At 71.7% G+C, this 17,449-nt stretch carries 10 protein-coding genes and 1 pseudogene; 6 read left to right on the top strand and 5 right to left on the bottom strand.

Going from position 1 to position 17,449, the window contains the following annotated elements:
• Window positions 1-74 precede the first annotated feature (74 nt).
• A complete protein-coding gene (locus QMK24_RS00455; protein ID WP_283462984.1) occupies window positions 75-1,907 on the top strand; it encodes a glycoside hydrolase family 3 protein in 1,833 nt (610 codons plus the stop codon).
• A gap of 128 nt (window positions 1,908-2,035) precedes the next feature.
• Window positions 2,036-2,704 carry a hypothetical protein gene (locus QMK24_RS00450; RefSeq protein ID WP_283462983.1) on the top strand — a complete coding sequence of 223 codons (669 nt, stop codon included), beginning with the start codon at window positions 2,036-2,038 and terminating at the stop codon, window positions 2,702-2,704.
• 18 nt (window positions 2,705-2,722) lie between these two features.
• Here the strand turns inward: QMK24_RS00450 and QMK24_RS00445 are convergent, their stop codons facing one another.
• From QMK24_RS00445 to QMK24_RS00425, 5 genes are all read right to left on the bottom strand, one after another.
• Window positions 2,723-4,168 (bottom strand): S28 family serine protease, encoded by a 1,446-nt coding sequence (locus QMK24_RS00445; RefSeq protein ID WP_283462982.1) that lies wholly within the window; start codon window positions 4,166-4,168, stop codon window positions 2,723-2,725.
• Between the two features lie 85 nt (window positions 4,169-4,253).
• Complete coding sequence (locus tag QMK24_RS00440) at window positions 4,254-8,087, bottom strand: ABC transporter ATP-binding protein (RefSeq protein WP_283462981.1); 3,834 nt, start codon at window positions 8,085-8,087, stop codon at window positions 4,254-4,256.
• A 191-nt stretch (window positions 8,088-8,278) separates the two neighbouring features.
• Window positions 8,279-9,904: a thiamine pyrophosphate-binding protein gene (locus QMK24_RS00435; RefSeq protein WP_283462980.1), complete on the bottom strand. Its 1,626-nt coding sequence runs from the start codon at window positions 9,902-9,904 to the stop codon at window positions 8,279-8,281.
• Complete coding sequence (gene speB, locus QMK24_RS00430; RefSeq protein WP_283462979.1) at window positions 9,901-10,872, bottom strand: agmatinase; 972 nt, start codon at window positions 10,870-10,872, stop codon at window positions 9,901-9,903. The genes QMK24_RS00435 and speB overlap by 4 nt, the downstream gene beginning before the upstream one ends.
• Before the next feature lie 98 nt (window positions 10,873-10,970).
• Window positions 10,971-12,506 carry a sodium:solute symporter family protein gene (locus tag QMK24_RS00425; protein ID WP_283462978.1) on the bottom strand — a complete coding sequence of 512 codons (1,536 nt, stop codon included), beginning with the start codon at window positions 12,504-12,506 and terminating at the stop codon, window positions 10,971-10,973.
• Between the two features lie 126 nt (window positions 12,507-12,632).
• Between QMK24_RS00425 and QMK24_RS00420 the strand changes: the two are divergent.
• The 4 genes and pseudogenes from QMK24_RS00420 to QMK24_RS00405 all read left to right on the top strand — a co-directional run bounded on the left by QMK24_RS00420 (window position 12,633) and on the right by QMK24_RS00405 (window position 17,422).
• A pseudogene (locus QMK24_RS00420) lies at window positions 12,633-14,381 on the top strand (PucR family transcriptional regulator ligand-binding domain-containing protein).
• 279 nt (window positions 14,382-14,660) lie between these two features.
• Window positions 14,661-15,455, top strand: coding sequence for a phosphatase (locus tag QMK24_RS00415; RefSeq protein ID WP_283462977.1), 795 nt, complete (start codon window positions 14,661-14,663; stop codon window positions 15,453-15,455).
• Between the two features lie 105 nt (window positions 15,456-15,560).
• Window positions 15,561-16,229, top strand: coding sequence for a response regulator (locus QMK24_RS00410; protein WP_283462976.1), 669 nt, complete (start codon window positions 15,561-15,563; stop codon window positions 16,227-16,229).
• Window positions 16,226-17,422 carry a sensor histidine kinase gene (locus tag QMK24_RS00405; RefSeq protein ID WP_283462975.1) on the top strand — a complete coding sequence of 399 codons (1,197 nt, stop codon included), beginning with the start codon at window positions 16,226-16,228 and terminating at the stop codon, window positions 17,420-17,422. The genes QMK24_RS00410 and QMK24_RS00405 overlap by 4 nt, the downstream gene beginning before the upstream one ends.
• Window positions 17,423-17,449 lie beyond the last annotated feature (27 nt).

Below are 17,449 nucleotides of genomic sequence, written 5' to 3'. Positions count from 1 at the left end.
AGCTTTCCGGCTATCCGTTTCAACTGAAGGTTTCTTTCAGCGTGCTCATCTCCTCCTGCCGGAAGGAGTTCGACATGCACCACCGCCTGCCCTCCCGCCGCACCGTGCTCACCACCGCGGCCGCCACCGCCGTCACCGCCGTCACCGCGGGCTCTTTCGCCGCCGGAATCCCGGCGGCCGAGGCCGCCGCTCCGGACCGCAGAATGATCCGCGCGATCATCGCGCGGATGAGCCGTGCGGAGAAGGTCGGGCAACTCTTCGTGATGCGGGTCTACGGCCATTCCGCCACCGCCCCCGACCCTGCCGATGCCGCCTCCAACCAGAGCGAGATGGGTGTCTCCAACGCCGCCGAGCTCATTGCCAAGTACCATCTCGGCGGCATCATCTACTTCGCCTGGGCCCACAACACCCGTGACCCGCACCAGATCGCCGGCCTCTCCAACGGCATCCAGCGCGCCGGGCTCACCCATGGGACCCCCATTCCGCTGCTGATCTCCACCGACCAGGAACAGGGCGCGGTCGCCAGGATCGGGTCGCCGGCCACCCTCTTTCCCGGCGGGATGGCGCTGGGCGCCGACGGTGATCCGCACGATGCCCGCGCCGCCGCCCATGTCATCGGCACCGAACTCGGCGCCATAGGCGTCAACCAGAACTTCTCACCGGTCTCGGATGTGAACATCAATCCGGCCAACCCCGTGATCGGTGTGCGGTCCTTCGGCGCCGATCCGCAGGCCGTCGCCGCTCTGACCGCCGCCCAGGTCAAGGGCTACCAGGGGGCGGGGATCGCCTCCACCGCCAAGCACTTCCCCGGGCACGGCGACACCGGCACCGACAGCCACTTCGAGCTGCCGGTCATCACCCACTCGCTGGAGGAGTGGCGGCGGATCGACGCGCCGCCGTTCCGCGCCGCGATCGCCGCTGGTATCGACTCGATCATGACGGCCCACATCCTGGTCCCCGCGCTCGACGACTCCGGAGACCCCGCCACCCTCTCCCGTCCCATTCTCACCGGGATCCTCCGCGAGGAACTCGGCTACGACGGAGTCGTGATCACCGACTCGCTTGGCATGGCCGGTGTGCGGCAGAAGTACGGCGACGACCGGGTGCCCGTGCTCGCCCTCAAGGCCGGTGCGGACCAGCTGCTCAACCCGCCCCTGCTCGACGTCGCCTGGAACGCGGTGCTCGACGCGGTGAAGTCGGGGGAGATCTCCGAACGGCGGATCGACGAGTCCCTCGTCCGGATCCTGGAACTCAAGGCCCGCAACGGTCTGTTCCGGAACCCGTACGTCACCCATCAGGGCGTCGACCGGGCCGTCGGCATCCGTTCGCATCGCGCCACCGCCGACCGGATCACGGACCGCACCGTCACGCTGCTCACCAATCGCGCCCAGATCCTGCCCCTGCCGCGCCGCGCTCACCGGAATCTGCTGGTGGTCGGCGCGGATCCGGCCGCACCGTCCGGCACCGGAGGCCCGCCGACCGCCGTGCTCGCCGAGGCGCTCACCGGTCTCGGCCACCCCGCGCAGGCGCTGCCCACCGGCACCGCGCCCGGCCAGGCCCTGATCGACCGGGCGGTGGCGGCCGCCCTCGGCAAGGACGGAGTCATCGTCGCCACCTACAACGTCACGGCGGCCTTTTCCGGCCAAATCGCCCTGGTCAAGGCCCTGGTGGCCACCGGCGTGCCCGTCGTCCAGATCGCCATCCGCAACCCGTACGACATCGCGTGGCTCAGCGGCGTCGCGGCGGGTCTGGCTGTCTACGGCTGGACCGATGTGTCGTTGCGCGCCGTGGCCCGCGTCATCGCCGGCAGGGCGGCCCCGGTCGGCAGGCTGCCGGTCGCGGTACCGCGCGCGGACGATCCGAAGCAGGTGCTCTATCCGATCGGCCACGGTCTGAGATTCCGCTAGCCGACGGGACGCCGTGACCGGTCGTGAGCCGTCGCGGAATGGAACCGGTGAGCCCTCCCGCCCGCCGGTTCCACCCTCTACCATGACTAATGGTGCATGTTGCTCGGGGGAGTCCTAGGGGGGCCATCATGCGCGGATACGGCCATGTGGGATCGTTTCTGCACTCCGTGGTGGCATCGGCCACCGTGCTCTTCGCGGTCGCCGTACTCGCCGTACTCGCCGTACTCGCGGCCTGCACGACGGGCCAGGGACCAGCCGGCAGCGGATCCTGGCAGGGTTCCGTGACCCCTTCGCCGACGCTGACGGCCGCGGCCACCGGCGCGGCATTCCTCGCTGAGGGCGCGTGCGCGCAGAGCGATCCCCTGGGCTCGTACCGCGAAGTGGCGTGCGCGGACCCGAGCGCCATCGCCCGTGTCCTGGCCAGGTTCTACGGCCCGTTGCCGGATTCACCGTCCCCGGCGGCCACCGCGCGGGCGGGTAACCGCTGCCCCGAGACGACGGACCTCGTCCTGTCCATACCGTCCGGCCGGTCGCAGGGTTACGCCTGCATGCGCGAGCTCGGCAGCCCGCACCCCGGCGACCCCGGGGCGGGCGGCGGTCCGCGCACGATCGTCGGCGACTGCGTCTACGCCACGGGCAAGGGCGAGGTGAAGGAGACGTCCTGCGACAACTCCACTCGGAACAAAGCCCAGTACCTGGTGGTGTCGATCACCCGGGATCGTGCGCTGTGCCCGCCCGGAACAGCACTGTTCGTGAACGTGGGGCCGGCGGGCGTCGGCTGCGCCCGCCGGCTGTGAGCCACGTCCGTATAGGCGTTACAGCGGGCGGCGTTCCATGACATCGTCCCGCACATCGAGCTTCGCGTTGAACGGGGCGAGCGTCGTGCCCGGTGTCACGCCTGCCCACTTCAGCACCTCGGCCGTCGCCTTGGCGTTGTCCGCGGGATTGAGCTTCGCGATATTCGCACCGTGGTTCGCGCCCGGCGCCCACATCACGAAGGAGTCCTTCGCGCCCTTTCCGAGGCGGAACGGTTCTGCGCCCCACGGGTCGTTCGTGCCGTAGACGAACAGCACCCGCTGGGCGTGGTGCTGCACCCAGTTGTCCACGTCGGGCATCGCCCACGGCTGGAAGGTCATCGGGATGGAACGCGGCACGTACGAGCGCGGCTGGTAGATGCCCGGGTAGCGCAGCAGCCCCTTGAGGTGCGGGGTCGCGAAGGTGGGCGCGCCGAGCTGGGTCCCGGCCTGGTAGTAGTACGGCGTGTAGTACGACAGGCCCTGGTCGGTGTAGAAGTCGAAGCCGGAGATGGTGTCGATGAAGCTGTACAGCTCATCGGTGGTCGCGGTCGGCTTCGGTACGGTCGGGCATTCCGACTCCAGGTGGTACTGCCAGAACGCCCACACCAGGTCGAGTACGACGTTCTCGTACGCCTTGTCGGCGCTGCCGACGGTGGTGAAGGTCAGGCTGTTGGTGTCCGCGTACCGCTGATAACGGGCGACGATCTCGTCCCGGCGTACCAGCGCCTCGCGCTGTACGGCGTTGAGTGCGGCACGGCAATCGGCGTTGCCCACGGTCTCGAAGAACTTCGTGTAGGCCGAGTCCTCCTTGTTGACCACGTCGTTGGGCGCGACGTAGGCAACCGTTCCGTCCATGTCGTTGGGGTAGAAGCGACGGAAGTAGGTGGCGGTCATGCCGCCCTTGCTGCCACCGGTGTCGATCCAGTTCCGGTGGTAGATCCGGTCCAGCGCCCGGAAGAACCGGTGCTGGTCGCTGGCGGCCTGCCAGATGTCGAGCTTGGACCAGTCGGCCGGCTCGGCGGGACGGGACGGCGTGAAGAACCGGTACTCCATGGAGACCTGGTTGCCGTCGATCAGCCGGGTCGGCTCGGACCGGCTCGCGTTGGTGGAGAGCCCGTAGCCGGAGGTGAAGAAGACCGTCGGGCGGTCGGTCGCCTTGTGCAGCACTGTCAGCCGCTGCTGGAAGGTGCCCTTCCAGGGGCGGCGGTGGTCGATCGGCTGGGTGTAGTCGAGCACGAAGTACCGGTAGCCGCTGACCGGCTTCTCCTCTATGAGGCTCATCCCGGGTATCGCCAGGATGCGGTCCTTGATATCCGTACCGGCCGTATCCGCACCGGTTGTGCCGGCACTGGTCGTATCAGCACCGGCCGGTCCGCCGGCGGCGGTGGCCGTCCCGGTCGCACCCGCCCCGGCCGCACCAACGAGCAGCATCAGTGACAGCAGCCATCTGAGCGTCTTAAGCATGCACCCTCCCCTGGGTTCACGGACGTCTCCGCGAACCTAGGGGAGCAACGGTCTTACCACCAGAGGGTGTTGAGACAGCAAAATGTCAGGCGGCGGCCCGTACCTCACCGACGAATGTCCGCCACAGCCGTGCGTAACGCCCGTCCGCGGCCAGCAGTTCGGCGTGGGTACCGTCCTCGATGACGCGGCCGTGGTCCAGGACCACGACGCGGTCGGCACGCGCCGCGGTGGTCAGTCGGTGCGCGACGACCAGAGTGGTACGCCGTATCGCCAGCCGGTCGGCGGCCTGGTTGACCAGCCCTTCCGTGGCCAGGTCGAGCGCGGCCGTCGCCTCGTCCAGCAGCAGGATGTCGGGATCGACGAGCTCGGCGCGGGCCAGGGCGATCAACTGCCGCTGTCCTGCGGACAGGTTGCGGCCGCGCTCGTTGACCTGGTGCAGATAGCCGCCGTTGAGCGTCGCGATCATCTCGTGCGCGCCGACCGCCCGGGCCGCCCCCTCGACTTCGGCGTCGGTCGCGTCCATCCGCCCGTACGCGATGGAGTCGCGCACCGTGCCGGCGAACAGGTACGGCTCCTGCGGTACGACGCCCAGGCGCTGCCGGTAGGCGGTCATGTCCAGTTCACGGATGTCGGTGCCGTCGACGAGGACGCCGCCCTCGGTCGGGTCGTAGAACCGGGCGACCAGCTTGACCAACGTGGACTTGCCCGCGCCCGTCTCACCGACGAAGGCGACCGTCTGCCCGGCCGGAATGCGCAGCTCCACGCCGCTCAGCGCCTCGGCCCCGTCTCCGTACCGGAAGTGCACATCCTTGAACGCGATCTCGCCGCGCAGCGACGGGACGGCCAGCGGCTCGGCCGCGGCCGGCGTGGTGCTCGGCACCCGCAGCAGTTCGCGGATCCGCCCCAGCGACACGGACGCCTGCTGGTAGCCGTCGAAGACCTGCGACAGCTGCTGCACGGGCGCGAAGAACAGGTCGATGTAGAGCAGATACGCGACGAGCGCGCCCGCGGTCAGCGTGCCCGCGCCGACCCGGTGCGCGCCGATGATGAGGACCAGTGCGGCCGCGCCGCTGGACAGCAGCTGCACGAACGGGAAGTAGACGGAGATCAGGAACTGCCCGCGCACCCGGGCCTCGCGGTACGCGCTGCTGCGCTCGGTGAACCGCTCGGCGCCGCCGCGCTCACGGCGGAACGCCTGCACGATGCGCAGGCCCGCGACGTTCTCCTGCAGGTCGGCGTTGACGACACCGACGCGCTCGCGGGCCAGTTCGTAGGCCCTGACGGACTTACGGCGGAAGACCCAGGTGGCCACGACGAGGAACGGAAGGGTCGCGAAGACCAGCAGGGCGAGCTGCACGTCGAGGGCGAGCAGCGCGACCAGGATGCCGAAGAAGGTGAGCACGCTGACCAGGGCGGTGACCAGGCCGGTCTGCAGAAATGTCGACAAAGCGTCGACGTCTGTCGTCATCCGCGTCATGATCCGGCCGGTCAGTTCACGCTCGTAGTAGTCGAGCCCGAGCCGGTGCAGATGGGAGAAGATCTTCACCCGCAGCGTGTAGAGGACACGTTCGCCGGTGCGGCCGGTCAGCCGCGCCGAGCCCCATTGCGCCGACCACTGCACGAACACGATCACCAGGCCGGCGGCCGAGGCCGCCCACACCGCGCCGAGCGCGGCCTCCCGGACGCCGGAGTCGATGCCGTGCCTGATGAGCACGGGCAGCATCAGCCCGGCGATGGCGTCGCCCGCCACCAGCAGCAGGCTGAGCAGCAGCGGCGTACGGAAGCCGCGCAGCAGGCTGCGGAGCCCGAATTCCGGGTCGACCATGCGGGCCCGCGCCTCGTCCACGTCAGGGGTGTCATTGGCGGGCGGCAGCGCGGCAACCTTCGCGAGCAGCTCCGGCGAGGACGGCATGCCGGCCATCGCGGCGGCCATGCCGCCGGGTCCGCCAGGCCCTGCCTGCGGCGGGGCGGCGGGGGCCGGAGCGGCGCCTGCCGCGCCGTTCACATGCGCCCTGTCCGGCACCTGGCCGTCCGAGGGGCGCAGTTCCCTGGGCCAGAGCTCGGACGTCACCCCGTCGAGTACGGGTACGGTGTCCGGCCGCTCAGCGAGTCCGGTCGCGGCGCCCTCGCCCGCCCAGCCCGCGGCGAGCAGGCCCGCCGGGTCGGCGGTGACGACGTCCGCACCGAGCGCGTCCGGGTCGGTCAGCAGCTTGCGGAACAGCGCGCAGCGCTCCTCGAGCTCCTCATGGGTGCCGATGTCCGCGAGCCGGCCGTGCTCCAGCACGGCGATCCGGTCCGCCAGCGCCAGTGTCGAACGGCGGTGGGCGATGAGCAGCGTCGTGCGGCCGGTCGTGACCTCGCGCAGCGCGTCGAAGATGTCGGCCTCGACCTGCGCGTCGACCGCCGAGGTCGCGTCGTCGAGCAGCAGCAGCCGCGGGTCGGTCAGGATCGCCCGGGCGAGGGCGACACGCTGCCGCTGGCCGCCGGACAGGGTCAGGCCCTGCTCGCCGACGACGGTGTTGTAGCCCTCGGGCAGCGCGGCGATGAACTCATGGGCCTGCGCGGCACTGGTCGCGGCGAGGATCTGCTCCTCGGTGGCGTCCGGGTATCCGTAGGCGATGTTCGAGCGCACGGTGTCGGAGAAGAGGAAGCTGTCCTCGGGCACCAGGCCTATGGCGGCCCGCAGCGAGTCGAAGGCGAGGTCGCGGACGTCCTCGCCGCCGATCCGCACCGCGCCGCCGGTGACGTCGTAGAAGCGCGGCAGCAGCAGCGAGACGGTGGACTTCCCTGAGCCGGAGGCACCGACGACGGCGACGGTCTCACCAGGCGCGATGCGCAGCGAGAAGTCCGCCAGCACCGGCCGCTCGGGGTCGTATCCGAAGCTGACATGGTCGAACTCGACCGTGGCGGCGCCGTCGGGCAGCGTCTTCGTGCCCTCCTCCAGCGTCGGCTCGGTGTCGATCAGTTCCAGGACCCGCTCGACGCCGGCCCGTGCCTGCTGTCCGACGGTCAGCATCATGGTGAGCATCCGCACCGGCCCGGTGAGCTGGGCGAGATAGGTGGAGAACGCGACGAACGTGCCGAGCGTGATCTGCCCGCGGGTCGCCATCCATCCGCCGAGCGCCAGCATGCCCACCTGGCCGAGCGAGGGCACGGCCTGCATCGCCGGGCTGTAGCGCGCGTTCAGCCGGACGGTGCGGAGACGGCCGGCGAACAGCTTCTTGCTGACGCCCTCCAGCTTGTCCATCTCCTGCTGCTCCTGGCCGAAGCCCTTCACCACACGGACACCGGTGACGGACCCGTCCACGATGCCCGCCACGGCCGCGGCCTGCCCCTGTGCGTACCAGGTGGCGGGGAAGAGCTTCCTGCGGCTGCGGTCGGCGATGAACCACAGGGCGGGGGCGACGGCCAGCGCGACAAGGGTCAGAAGCGGGGAGAGCGTGAGCATCACGATCAGTGACAGCACGAACAGGAGCACATTGCCGATCATCATCGGCAGCATGAAGAGCAGGCCCTGGATGAGCTGCAGGTCGCTGGTCGCCCGGCCCACCACCTGGCCGGTGTCCAGCTCGTCCTGCCTGCGGCCGTCCAGCCTGGTCAGCGAACGGAACATGTCGCTGCGCAGATCGTGCTGCACATCGAGGGCGAGCCGTCCGCCGTAGAAGCGGCGCAGATACGTCAGGACGTACACGGCGACGGCGGCGGCCACCAGCAGCAGCGCCAGCGGCAGCAGCGGACGGTCATGCGCGAGCACGACATCGTCGATGATCAGCTTCGGCACCAGCGGCACCAGCGCGCTGACCGCCATCCCGCCGAGCGACGCGCCCAGCGCCAGCAGCACATTGCGGCGGTACCGCCAGCAATAGCCGACCAGCCGCCGCAACCAGCCTTGCTCCGGCTCAACCTTCGCCGATGTCACCCGGGTCCTCCCACTGATCCGCCACTACCCGACGCTGCAACGCGCCGGCGTGCGGATTTCATCCTGCTGCAACAAATCCGCTGTCAATGTGGGGCCAAGGTCTCACTCCTGTCGGTCGGTGGACCTAAGCCCTGGTGGAGCCGGGGACGTCCGGCATAGGGGCGTTTCAGTTCGGATCGGGTCGGATCGGGTCAGATCTCGCCGAGGTGGGTGGGGGCGAACATCCGGAGATGGGCCGGGAGGACGACGACGGAGGGACCCGGGGCGGCCAGGGCCGCCGCGAGGTCGTCGCGCAGGGTGTCGGGGGTGGTGGCGGTGGCCGGGACTCCGAAGGACTCGGCGAGGGCGACGAAGTCGGGACGGGCCAGCTCGGTGGCTGTGGCCTGGCCGAAGGCGTCCGTCATGTACTCGCGGAGGATGCCGTATCCGCCGTCGTCGACGATGAGCCAGGTGACAGGCAGGTCGTACTGCCGCGCGGTGGCCAGCTCGGCTATGGAGTACATGGCGCCACCGTCGCCCGAGACGGCGAGTACGGGACGCGAGGGATCGGCGGCGGCCGCGCCGAGAGCGGCGGGGAACCCGTAGCCGAGGCCGCCGGCGCCCTGAGCGGAGTGCATGGTGTTGGGGTGCCGGGTATCGAAGGCGGACCAGGCCCAGTAGCCGAGGATCGTCATGTCCCAGCAGCTGGGCGCAGTGTCGGGGAGGGCGTCACGGACCGCTGCCAGCAGCCGCTGCTCCAGGTCGAGCCCCTGGCCGGCGATCCGGTCGCCGACGAGAGCCAGCACTTCGGCGACGGCCTTGGCGGCCTCGTCGTCCGGGCGCGGCACCGTCAGGTCGCACAGGGCGGCCAGCGAGAGCCGGGCGTCGCCGTGGATGCCCAGCGCCGGGTGGTTGGCCTCCAGTTTCCCGAGATCCGCCTCGATCTGGATCACCCGGCCGCGCGGGCGGAACGTGTGGTAGTTCGAGGAGAGTTCGCCGAGTCCGGAGCCGACGACGAGCAGCACATCGGCGGATTCGAGGAAGTCGGTGGTGTGCCGGTCCTCGATCCAGGACTGCAGCGACAGCGGGTGTTCCCAGGGGAACGCGCCCTTGCCGCCGAACGTCGAGGCCACCGGGGCGTCGAGCTGCTCGGCCAGCGCGAGGAGCTCACCGGCGGCACCGGACCGTACGACGCCGCCGCCGGCGAGGATGACCGGCCGGTGCGCCTCGGACAGCAGGCGGGCGGCCTCGGTGATCAGCTCGGCGCGCGGCGCCAGCGGTCGGGGCTCGGCACGCAGCGAGGTGACGGGCGGGACGCTGGTCCCGGCGAGCAGCACGTCCTGAGGGATCTCCACCCACACCGGTCCGTACGGAGCGGTGATCGCGGACTCCCAGGCCTCGGCGATGGCCGAGGGGATCTGCGACGCGGTGCGGACCGTGTGCACGGACTTGACCACGTCGCGGAACGACGCCTTCTGGTCTCGCAGTTCGTGCAGGTAGCCGTGCCGGCCGCCGCCGAGTCCCGCAGTCGGGACCTGGCTGGCGATGGCGAGCACGGGCGCTGACGCGGCGGCGGACTCCTGGAGAGCGGCGAGCGTCATCAGCGCGCCGGGTCCGGTGGAGACCAGCAGCGGGGCCACGCCGCCGGTGACCCGGGCGTACGCGTCGGCAGCAAAGCCCGCGTTGTTCTCGACGCGCAGCCCCACGTAGGTGAGCGAGGAGCGGCGCAGGGCGTCGAATGCGCCGAGGGCGTGCTGTCCCGGCAGCCCGAAGACGGTGGTCGCGCCGAGCGCGCCGAGCGATTCGACGACGAGGTCGCCACCGTTGCGGGCCGTCACTTGGCGGCCTGGCGGGCCGCGGAGATCTGCCGGGTCATGATCGTGGTCAGCTCATACGCCGTGTGGGAGGCCGCGACGGAGGTGATCTCCGCGTGGTCGTAAGCGGGAGCGACCTCGACGACATCGGCGGAGACCAGATGGCAGGAGGAGAGCCCGCGGATGATCTCCAGCAGCTCCCGGGAGGTCAGACCGCCGGCTTCCGGCGTGCCGGTGCCGGGGGCGTGCGCCGGGTCGAGGACGTCGATGTCGATGGAGATGTACAGCGGCCGGTCGCCGATGCGCTCGCGCAGCTGCTGCGCGACCTCGTCGACACCACGGCGCATGACGTCCGCCGAGGTGACGATGCCGAAGCCCATCTTCTCGTCGTCATCGAGGTCCTTCTTGCCGTACAGCGGGCCGCGGGTGCCGACGTGGGAGAGTGCCTCGGTGTCGAGGATGCCCTCCTCGACGGCGCGGCGGAACGGCGTGCCGTGGGTGTACTCGGCGCCGAAGTAGGTGTCCCAGGTGTCGAGGTGCGCGTCGAAGTGGAGCAGGGCGACGGGCCCGTGCTTGCGGGCGACCGAGCGCAGCAGCGGCAGCGCGATGGTGTGGTCGCCACCGAGGGTCATCAGACGGGCGCCGGTGTCGAGCAGATCATCGGCGGCGGCCTGGATGGATTCGACGGCCTCGTTGATGTTGAACGGGTTCGCGGCGATGTCGCCCGCGTCCGCGACCTGGGCGAGCGCGAAGGGCGAGGCGTCCTGCGCCGGGTTGTACGGGCGGAGCAGACGTGAGGCCTCACGGATGGCGTTGCCGCCGAAGCGGGCGCCGGGGCGGTACGAGACACCGCTGTCGAACGGCACACCGACCACGGCGACATCGGCGGTGCCGACCTCGTCCAGGCGGGGCAGCCGGGCGAACGTGGCGGGCCCGGCGTACCGCGGGATGCGGGACGAGTCGATCGGTCCACGCGGTTCGTTGCTGCTCATCGCGGCTGCCTTCTTTCGTATTACTCGTGATGTTTCGGTGTGATTCGAGTGTGCCCCGGCCCGCCGACAAGCGGGCCGGGGCTGTGGATAACTCAGGTTCAGCCCTGTGCCGGCACCAGTTCTGCGGCAGCCGGCCCACCGGAGCCGTCCGACCCGCCGGAACCAGTGGCGGAGTCCGGGCCGGTGGCGCCCTCCGAACCGGTGGCGCCGCGGCTCGCGAGCCGCTCGCGCCAGGCCGCCAGGACCGCGGCGTCGGTCGGCTTCGTGGCCAGGCTCACCACCACGTACGTGACGAGCGAGGCCAGCAGGCCGTAGTAGAAGGGCTCGTTGGCGAGGATGCCGTACCGCCACATCAGGCCGACGACGGCGCCGCCGCCGGTGATGATCGAGGCCAGCGCCCCCGCCCCGGTGCCGCGCTTCCACAGCAGGCCGCCGAGGATCGCCACCAGCAGCCCGCCGACCAGCAGGTTGTAGGCGACGGTGAGCGCCTGGACGACATCGTTGAGCACGATGGCGATGGCGATCACCGCGATGCCCATGATCAGGATGAAGATCCGGTTGCCGCGCACCTCGTCGTGGTCCCCGTCCTCCCGGCGGCCGGTGACCGCGCCGCGCAGCCGCGACCAGATGTCGTTGTTGGCGACGGTGGCGCAGGCGATCAGCGCGCCGGACGAGGTCGACATCACGGCGGAGAGCGCGGCGGCCAGTACCAGGCCGCGGACACCGACCGGCAGCGAGTCCTTCACGATCGTGGCGAAGGCGTCGTCCGCAGCCCCGAGGTTCGGGTAGATCACCCGGGCGGCCGTGCCGATGACCGCGCCGGCCAGTGCGTAGACCAGGCAGTACGTACCGGCGACCGTGCCGCCGAACCTGGCGACCTTGTCGGTGCGGGCGGTGAACACCCGCTGCCAGATGTCCTGGCCGATGAGCATGCCGAAGGTGTAGATCAGCACATAGGTGAAGATCGTCTCGCCGCCGATGCCCAGCGGGTCGAAGTACTCGGTCGGCAGCTGCGCCTTCATCGCCGAGAATCCGCCCGCCTTGACGATCGCGATCGGGAGGAGGAGCAGCAGTACGCCGATCGTCTTGACGACGAACTGCACCATGTCGGTGAGCGTGATCGACCACATGCCGCCGAGCGTCGAGTAGGCGACTACGATCGCGCCGCCCAGGATGATGGCGAGCGCGCGGTCGAGGCCGAAGAGCACATCGAAGATGGTCGCGTAGGCGATCGTCGAGGTGACGGCGAGCATCAGCGTGTACGCCCACATCACGACGCCGGAGATCACGCCGGCCTTGCCGCCGTAGCGCAGGTCGAGCATCTCGGAGACCGTGTAGACCCGCAGGCGGGAGATGCGCGCCGAGAAGAAGACGCTCAGCAGGAGCAGGCCGAGGCCGATCGCGAAGACCATCCAGGCGCCGGACAGCCCGTGCTTGTAGCCGAGGCCCACGCCGCCGATGGTCGACGCGCCGCCGAGGACGATCGCCGCCATGGTGCCGGAGTACATCGTGGGACCGAGCCTGCGGCCCGCCACCAGGAAGTCGCTCTTGGACTTGGCGCGGCGCATGCCCCACCACCCGACGGCGAGCATGCCGGCCAGGTAGACGACGATCACCGCGTAGTCGACAGCCATGGGCTCTCCTCCGTCCGAAACGCCCTACTGGATGCGGGCGATTCGGGGATGACCCTAGGCGGCCGAAAGAAGTCACTGAAGTGTACGTTCTATCCATCCAATGTTATTTCTGTGGATGGAATGCACATGCCGATCTTGGCGCCGCCCACTCCCCCGGTACCGCTCGCCGACCTGCTGGCCCGCGCGGACCTGGGCCTTCGGCAAGTCGCGGGGCCGCGCGAGGACATTCCCATCCACTGGGCGCACACCAGCGAGATGGAGGACCCGGTTCCGTAGCTGCTGGGCGGCGAGCTGCTGCTGACGGCCGGGGTGCACTTCCCGTCGGCCGGCGGCTCCGGGGCCCGCGTCGACCCCGCCTATCTCGACCGCTACGTGGCCCGTGCCGTCGAGGCGGGTGCCGCGGCGCTCGGCTTCGGGCTCGCGCCCGTTCACCATGAGACGCCGCGTGCCCTCGTCGAGGCGTGCGACCGCCATGGCCTGCCTTTGGTGGAGGTTCCGCCGCAAACCCCCTTCACCGCTGTCGCCCGCGCCGTCTGGCAGGCGATGGCCGAGGCCCGTCACCGCGAGCTGCGCCGCGTCACCGAGGCGCAGCAGTCCCTGGCTTCCGCCGCCGCCCGCCCCGAACCCGTCCCCGCCGTGCTGCGTCAGCTCGCTCACCACCTGGGCGGCTGGGCCGCGCTCCTGGCCCCCGGCGGCGGGGAGCTGTACGGGGCGGGCTCCCGGCCCGGGCCGGCGGTCCGGGCCGCGCTCAGCGAGCTGGCGCGGGTGGTACGGCCCCTCGCGCCCACCCAGCCGCCCGCCCCGCACGCCACGCACGCCCCGGCCGTTCCCACACCGGCGGACCACCCGTCGGCCGCTCCACCACCGGCAGCCCGCTCGCGGGCCGCCCACCCGCAGCCCGCCCGCGCGCAGCCGGCCCGCTCCCCGGCAGCCCGCGCGCAGGCCGCCGGCCCGGCGCCCTCGTCCGCGACCGACACGGTCGGCGGCGGGCACCTGGCGGCCTACGCCCTCGCCGGGGGCGTTCCCGGCGAGGGCCTGGTGCTGGCGGTCTCGGCCGGGCGGCGCGAACCGGCGGACCACGCGCTCACCGGGGTCGCCACCGTCCTGCTGTCGCTCCTCACCGGCCCCTACCAGGGCACGGCCGACACCGACCGCTCGGCCGCCCTGGTGCGGCTGCTGCTCGGCGCCCGGCCGGAGGACGTCGCGAACCTGCTGGTCGGACCCGTCCGGCCGATCGCCGGGGCGAGCACGCAAGCAGGTACAGAGACGGATCCGGCGCCGGGCACCGAGCGGTCCGGCCCCGCCGGGCCGCGCTGGACCGTGGTGCACGGGCACCGCCGCGGCTCCGGTCCGGCGCGCGAGGCGGCGCCCCTGGCAGCGGCCTCCCTGGCCGCGGCGCTCGGCACCGCCCTGGTCGACGCGGACGGCGACGCCGTACGGGCCCTGCTCCCCGCCGACCGCAGGATCTCGGCGCAGCCGGGCTGGACGCTCGGGGTCAGCGGCGCCGCGTCCACCGGAGAGCTGGCCGTCGCCGACGCCCAGGCGGCGGGGGCGCTCCGCCGGGCCGTCGCGAACCGCTCAGGGCTGGCCCGGCACCGCAGCGGCGACGCGGGTGTGGCGGCGCTCGTCGCACCGGAGGAGGCGCGCGCCCACGCCCGCGCCCGGCTGGAGCCGCTGCTGGACTCCCCAGCGCTGGTGGAGACACTGCGCTCCTGGCTGGCGCTGCACGGCAGCTGGGACCGCACCGCCGTCGCGCTGGAAGTGCACCGCAACACGGTCCGGCAGCGCATCGCGCGGACCGCCGCGCTGCTCGACGCGGACCTCGACGACCCGGATACCCGCATGGACCTGTGGTTCGCGCTGCGCTGGCTCTGAACGGCGGCGGAATTCGAGCGCGGAATCCGAGCGCGGAATCCGAGCGCGGAATCCGAGCGGCGGCGGAAATCCCGGCACCCGTCCCCGAGTTCGGGCCCAAGGACCGGGCTCCAGGCCGACGACGGCCCTGCAACGGACCCGCGACGAACCCGCGACGAGTCCCCAATTCGACTCTCGATCGACCCGCGACCGACCGCCACGGACCACCGATCGGTCACACATCGGTGTCGATCACCCTCGCCCCGTACGCCCGTGCGGCGAGGCGCGACAATGAGACACATGCCCCATGACACGACGCCGTCCCGCCAGTCCCTCGCCGAGCACCTCATACGCTCCCGCATCGCCGGTGACGTGGCCACGAGCCGCGAGAACAACCTCGATCACTACCGCGAGCTCGCCGAGGGAAACCGCTACTACTGGCTGGGCCTCGACCTCGGTGACCGCTGGACGAACCCGCGGGACGTGCTGGATCTGATGGCGGAACGCTGCGGGGTCGTGGCCAGCCCGAAGCACCGCATCGGACAGGACACCATCGACGCGGAGCTGACGATCGACGCGCTGGACCGGATGGCCGTGGCGCTGCGCAAGGCGGCGGAATCCCGGGCCCGGGTGCTGTTCGCGACCGGCCACCCGGCCGGGATGTTCGCCGTGCACCAGGTGCTGGCCGCCGCCCTGCGCGACGCGGGCTGCGAGATCCTGCTGCCCGCGGACCGGCTGTACGGCGACCACGGCGACATCCGGCACATCGGCGGCGTGGCCGTTCTGCACCGCGGCGGCAACCTCATGCACACCCACTCCCCCGAGCCGATGCGGGAGGTTCTGGACGCCATGGAGCACGACGGCCGGGAGCTGCCGGAACTCGTCGTCGCCGACCACGGCTGGGCAGGCCACGCGGGCAGCCGCGGCATCGACACGGTCGGCTTCGCCGACTGCAACGATCCGGCGCTGTTCGTCGGCGAGGCCGAGGGAGATCTGACCGTGACCGTCCCCCTGGACGACAATGTGCCGCCGCATCTCTACGCTCCGCTGACCGCCTACCTGCTGGCCGCCGCGGGTCTCGAAGCGCGGATCTGAATCCTTCCGGGCGAGCGGATCCGGACCCTGCGCAGCGGATCAGAACTCTGCGGATCCGGCGTCTCTGGTTACGATCGCCAGAGGGGCTTGAGAAGGCAGGAGCAAGTGATCCATGTAGCGATCGTCGACGACGAGGCGCTGGTCAGGGTTGCCCTGCGGCGCATTCTGGAGACCGCCGGAGACATCGCGGTGGTCGTGGAATGCGACAGCCGGGACGCGGTGGCCGCCATCGCATCGGCCGGCCCCGACCTCGTACTGCTCGACGCGGTCATGCCGGAACCGGACGGGCTGACGGTGCTGCGGGGGCTGCGCGCGCTGCCGGAGCCGCCGGCCGTCGCGATGCTGACGGCGTTCGACACCAGCGCCCACATCAGTGCGGCGATGCGGGCGGGAGCCACCGGTTTCCTGCTCAAGGACACGGCCGTGGGCACGCTGATCGACGCGGTACGGGTCCTCGCGTCGGGTGGGACTGTCTTCACGCCGACCGTCAGCCGCACCGTCGTCGGCGGCTACCTCGGGACCGGCCCGGGACCCGGCCCCGACGGCGAGGACACTGCTGCGCTCGCTCTGCTCACCACGCGCGAACGCGAGGTGCTCGTCCTCCTCGCGACCGGTCTGCCGAACTCCGGCATCGCCGTACGGCTGGGTATCACGGTCGCCACCGTCAAGGACCATGTGCGCGCGGTGCTGCGGAAGCTGGGCACGCCCAACCGGGTCGCCGCGGCCGTCCTCGCCCACCGCGCGGGAATCACTCAGGCGGCGGAGCGCACGTGAGAGTGCGGCCCGCCGTTCCCCAAGCCGCCCTCATCGCCCTCTCGGCCACCGAGGTGTGGGCGACCCGCTCGATGGGCGGTTCCCTCGCGCTCGCCGTCGCCTGCACCGCCACCGCCGCCCTCCTGGTACGCCGCCGCCTCCCGCTGCTCGCCTTCGCCGCGACACTGCCCGCGCTGTCGCTCGGCTACGTCTGGCTGGCGCCGATGGCCGCGCTCTACCAGGTCGCCTCCGGCGGGACGGGCCGCGCGGCGCCGGGTTGGCCCGGCCGCTCCCGCGTCACACCGCGGATGTGGGTCACCGGCGGCTGCGCGGCCGCCGTGGCCGTGGTCTCCTTCGTCCCCTGGCCATGGCTCGGCACGATCGACTGGGAGCCCGCCCCCACCATCCTGGCGCTGCTGCTCTCCGCGCTGCTGGCCACCGCCCCCACCGCGCTGGGGCTGCTCGGCGCGTCCCGGCAGGAGCTGGCGGCGCGCCTCGACGAGCTGGCCGAGAGCCGTGAGCGCGAACACCGGCTCGCCGCCGAACAGGCGGTCGTCTGGGAACGCGCCCGGCTCGCCCGCGAGATGCACGACACCGTGGCTCACCACATCAGCCTCATCGCGGTGCAGTCCGGCGCCCTGGAGGTCACCGCGCAGAGCCAGGAGGCGCGCGAGGCGGCGAGTGCGGTACGGCGGCTGAGCCGGGACGCGCTCGACGAGCTGCGCCGCATGGTGGGGCTGCTACGGCTTCCCGTGACCCAAGCCACGGACACGGCGAACCCGACGGGCGCGACCACCCGGGCGGACACCGCGAACCCGGCTGACGCGGCCGTCACCCCGTCCGGGCCCGGGCTGGGCGAACTGCCGGCGCTGCTGGCGACGGCGGGGCCCCGGGTGCACGGGCGGGTCGAGGCGGCGGGCTGCCCGGCGGACGTCGGGCACGCCGCCTACCGGATCGTGCAGGAGTCACTGACGAATGTGCGCAAGCACGCGACGGGGGCGGAGACGGAGGTGGTCGTCCGGCTGGCCGGGGGCCGGCTGCTCGTCGGCGTCCGCAACGGGCCGCCGGGTGATGCGCCGGCCCCCGCGCTCCCCTCGGGAGGCCACGGCCTCGCGGGCCTGCGCGAACGTGCCGCCCAGCTGGGCGGCACCCTCGACGCGTCCGCTCAGCCCGACGGCGGCTTCCTGGTGCGGGCCGTCCTCCCCGCCGGCTGACCGCCCGCAACGCCGCCGGGTCCCCCG

The sequence above is a fragment of the Streptomyces sp. PH10-H1 genome (assembly GCF_030063355.1).
Classification (GTDB): domain Bacteria; phylum Actinomycetota; class Actinomycetes; order Streptomycetales; family Streptomycetaceae; genus Actinacidiphila.
The sequence above is the reverse complement of the archived record's forward strand: the minus strand, read 5'-3'. Positions and strand labels throughout refer to the sequence as shown.

Coding starts and splice junctions, on each gene's coding strand:
- QMK24_RS00450 (WP_283462983.1), top strand. CDS start 2,036: ATGCGCGGATACGGCCATGTGGGATCGTTTCTGCACTCCGTGGTGGCA.
- QMK24_RS00425 (WP_283462978.1), bottom strand. CDS start 12,506: ATGGCTGTCGACTACGCGGTGATCGTCGTCTACCTGGCCGGCATGCTC.
- QMK24_RS00455 (WP_283462984.1), top strand. CDS start 75: ATGCACCACCGCCTGCCCTCCCGCCGCACCGTGCTCACCACCGCGGCC.
- QMK24_RS00445 (WP_283462982.1), bottom strand. CDS start 4,168: ATGCTTAAGACGCTCAGATGGCTGCTGTCACTGATGCTGCTCGTTGGT.
- QMK24_RS00415 (WP_283462977.1), top strand. CDS start 14,661: ATGCCCCATGACACGACGCCGTCCCGCCAGTCCCTCGCCGAGCACCTC.
- speB (WP_283462979.1), bottom strand. CDS start 10,872: ATGAGCAGCAACGAACCGCGTGGACCGATCGACTCGTCCCGCATCCCG.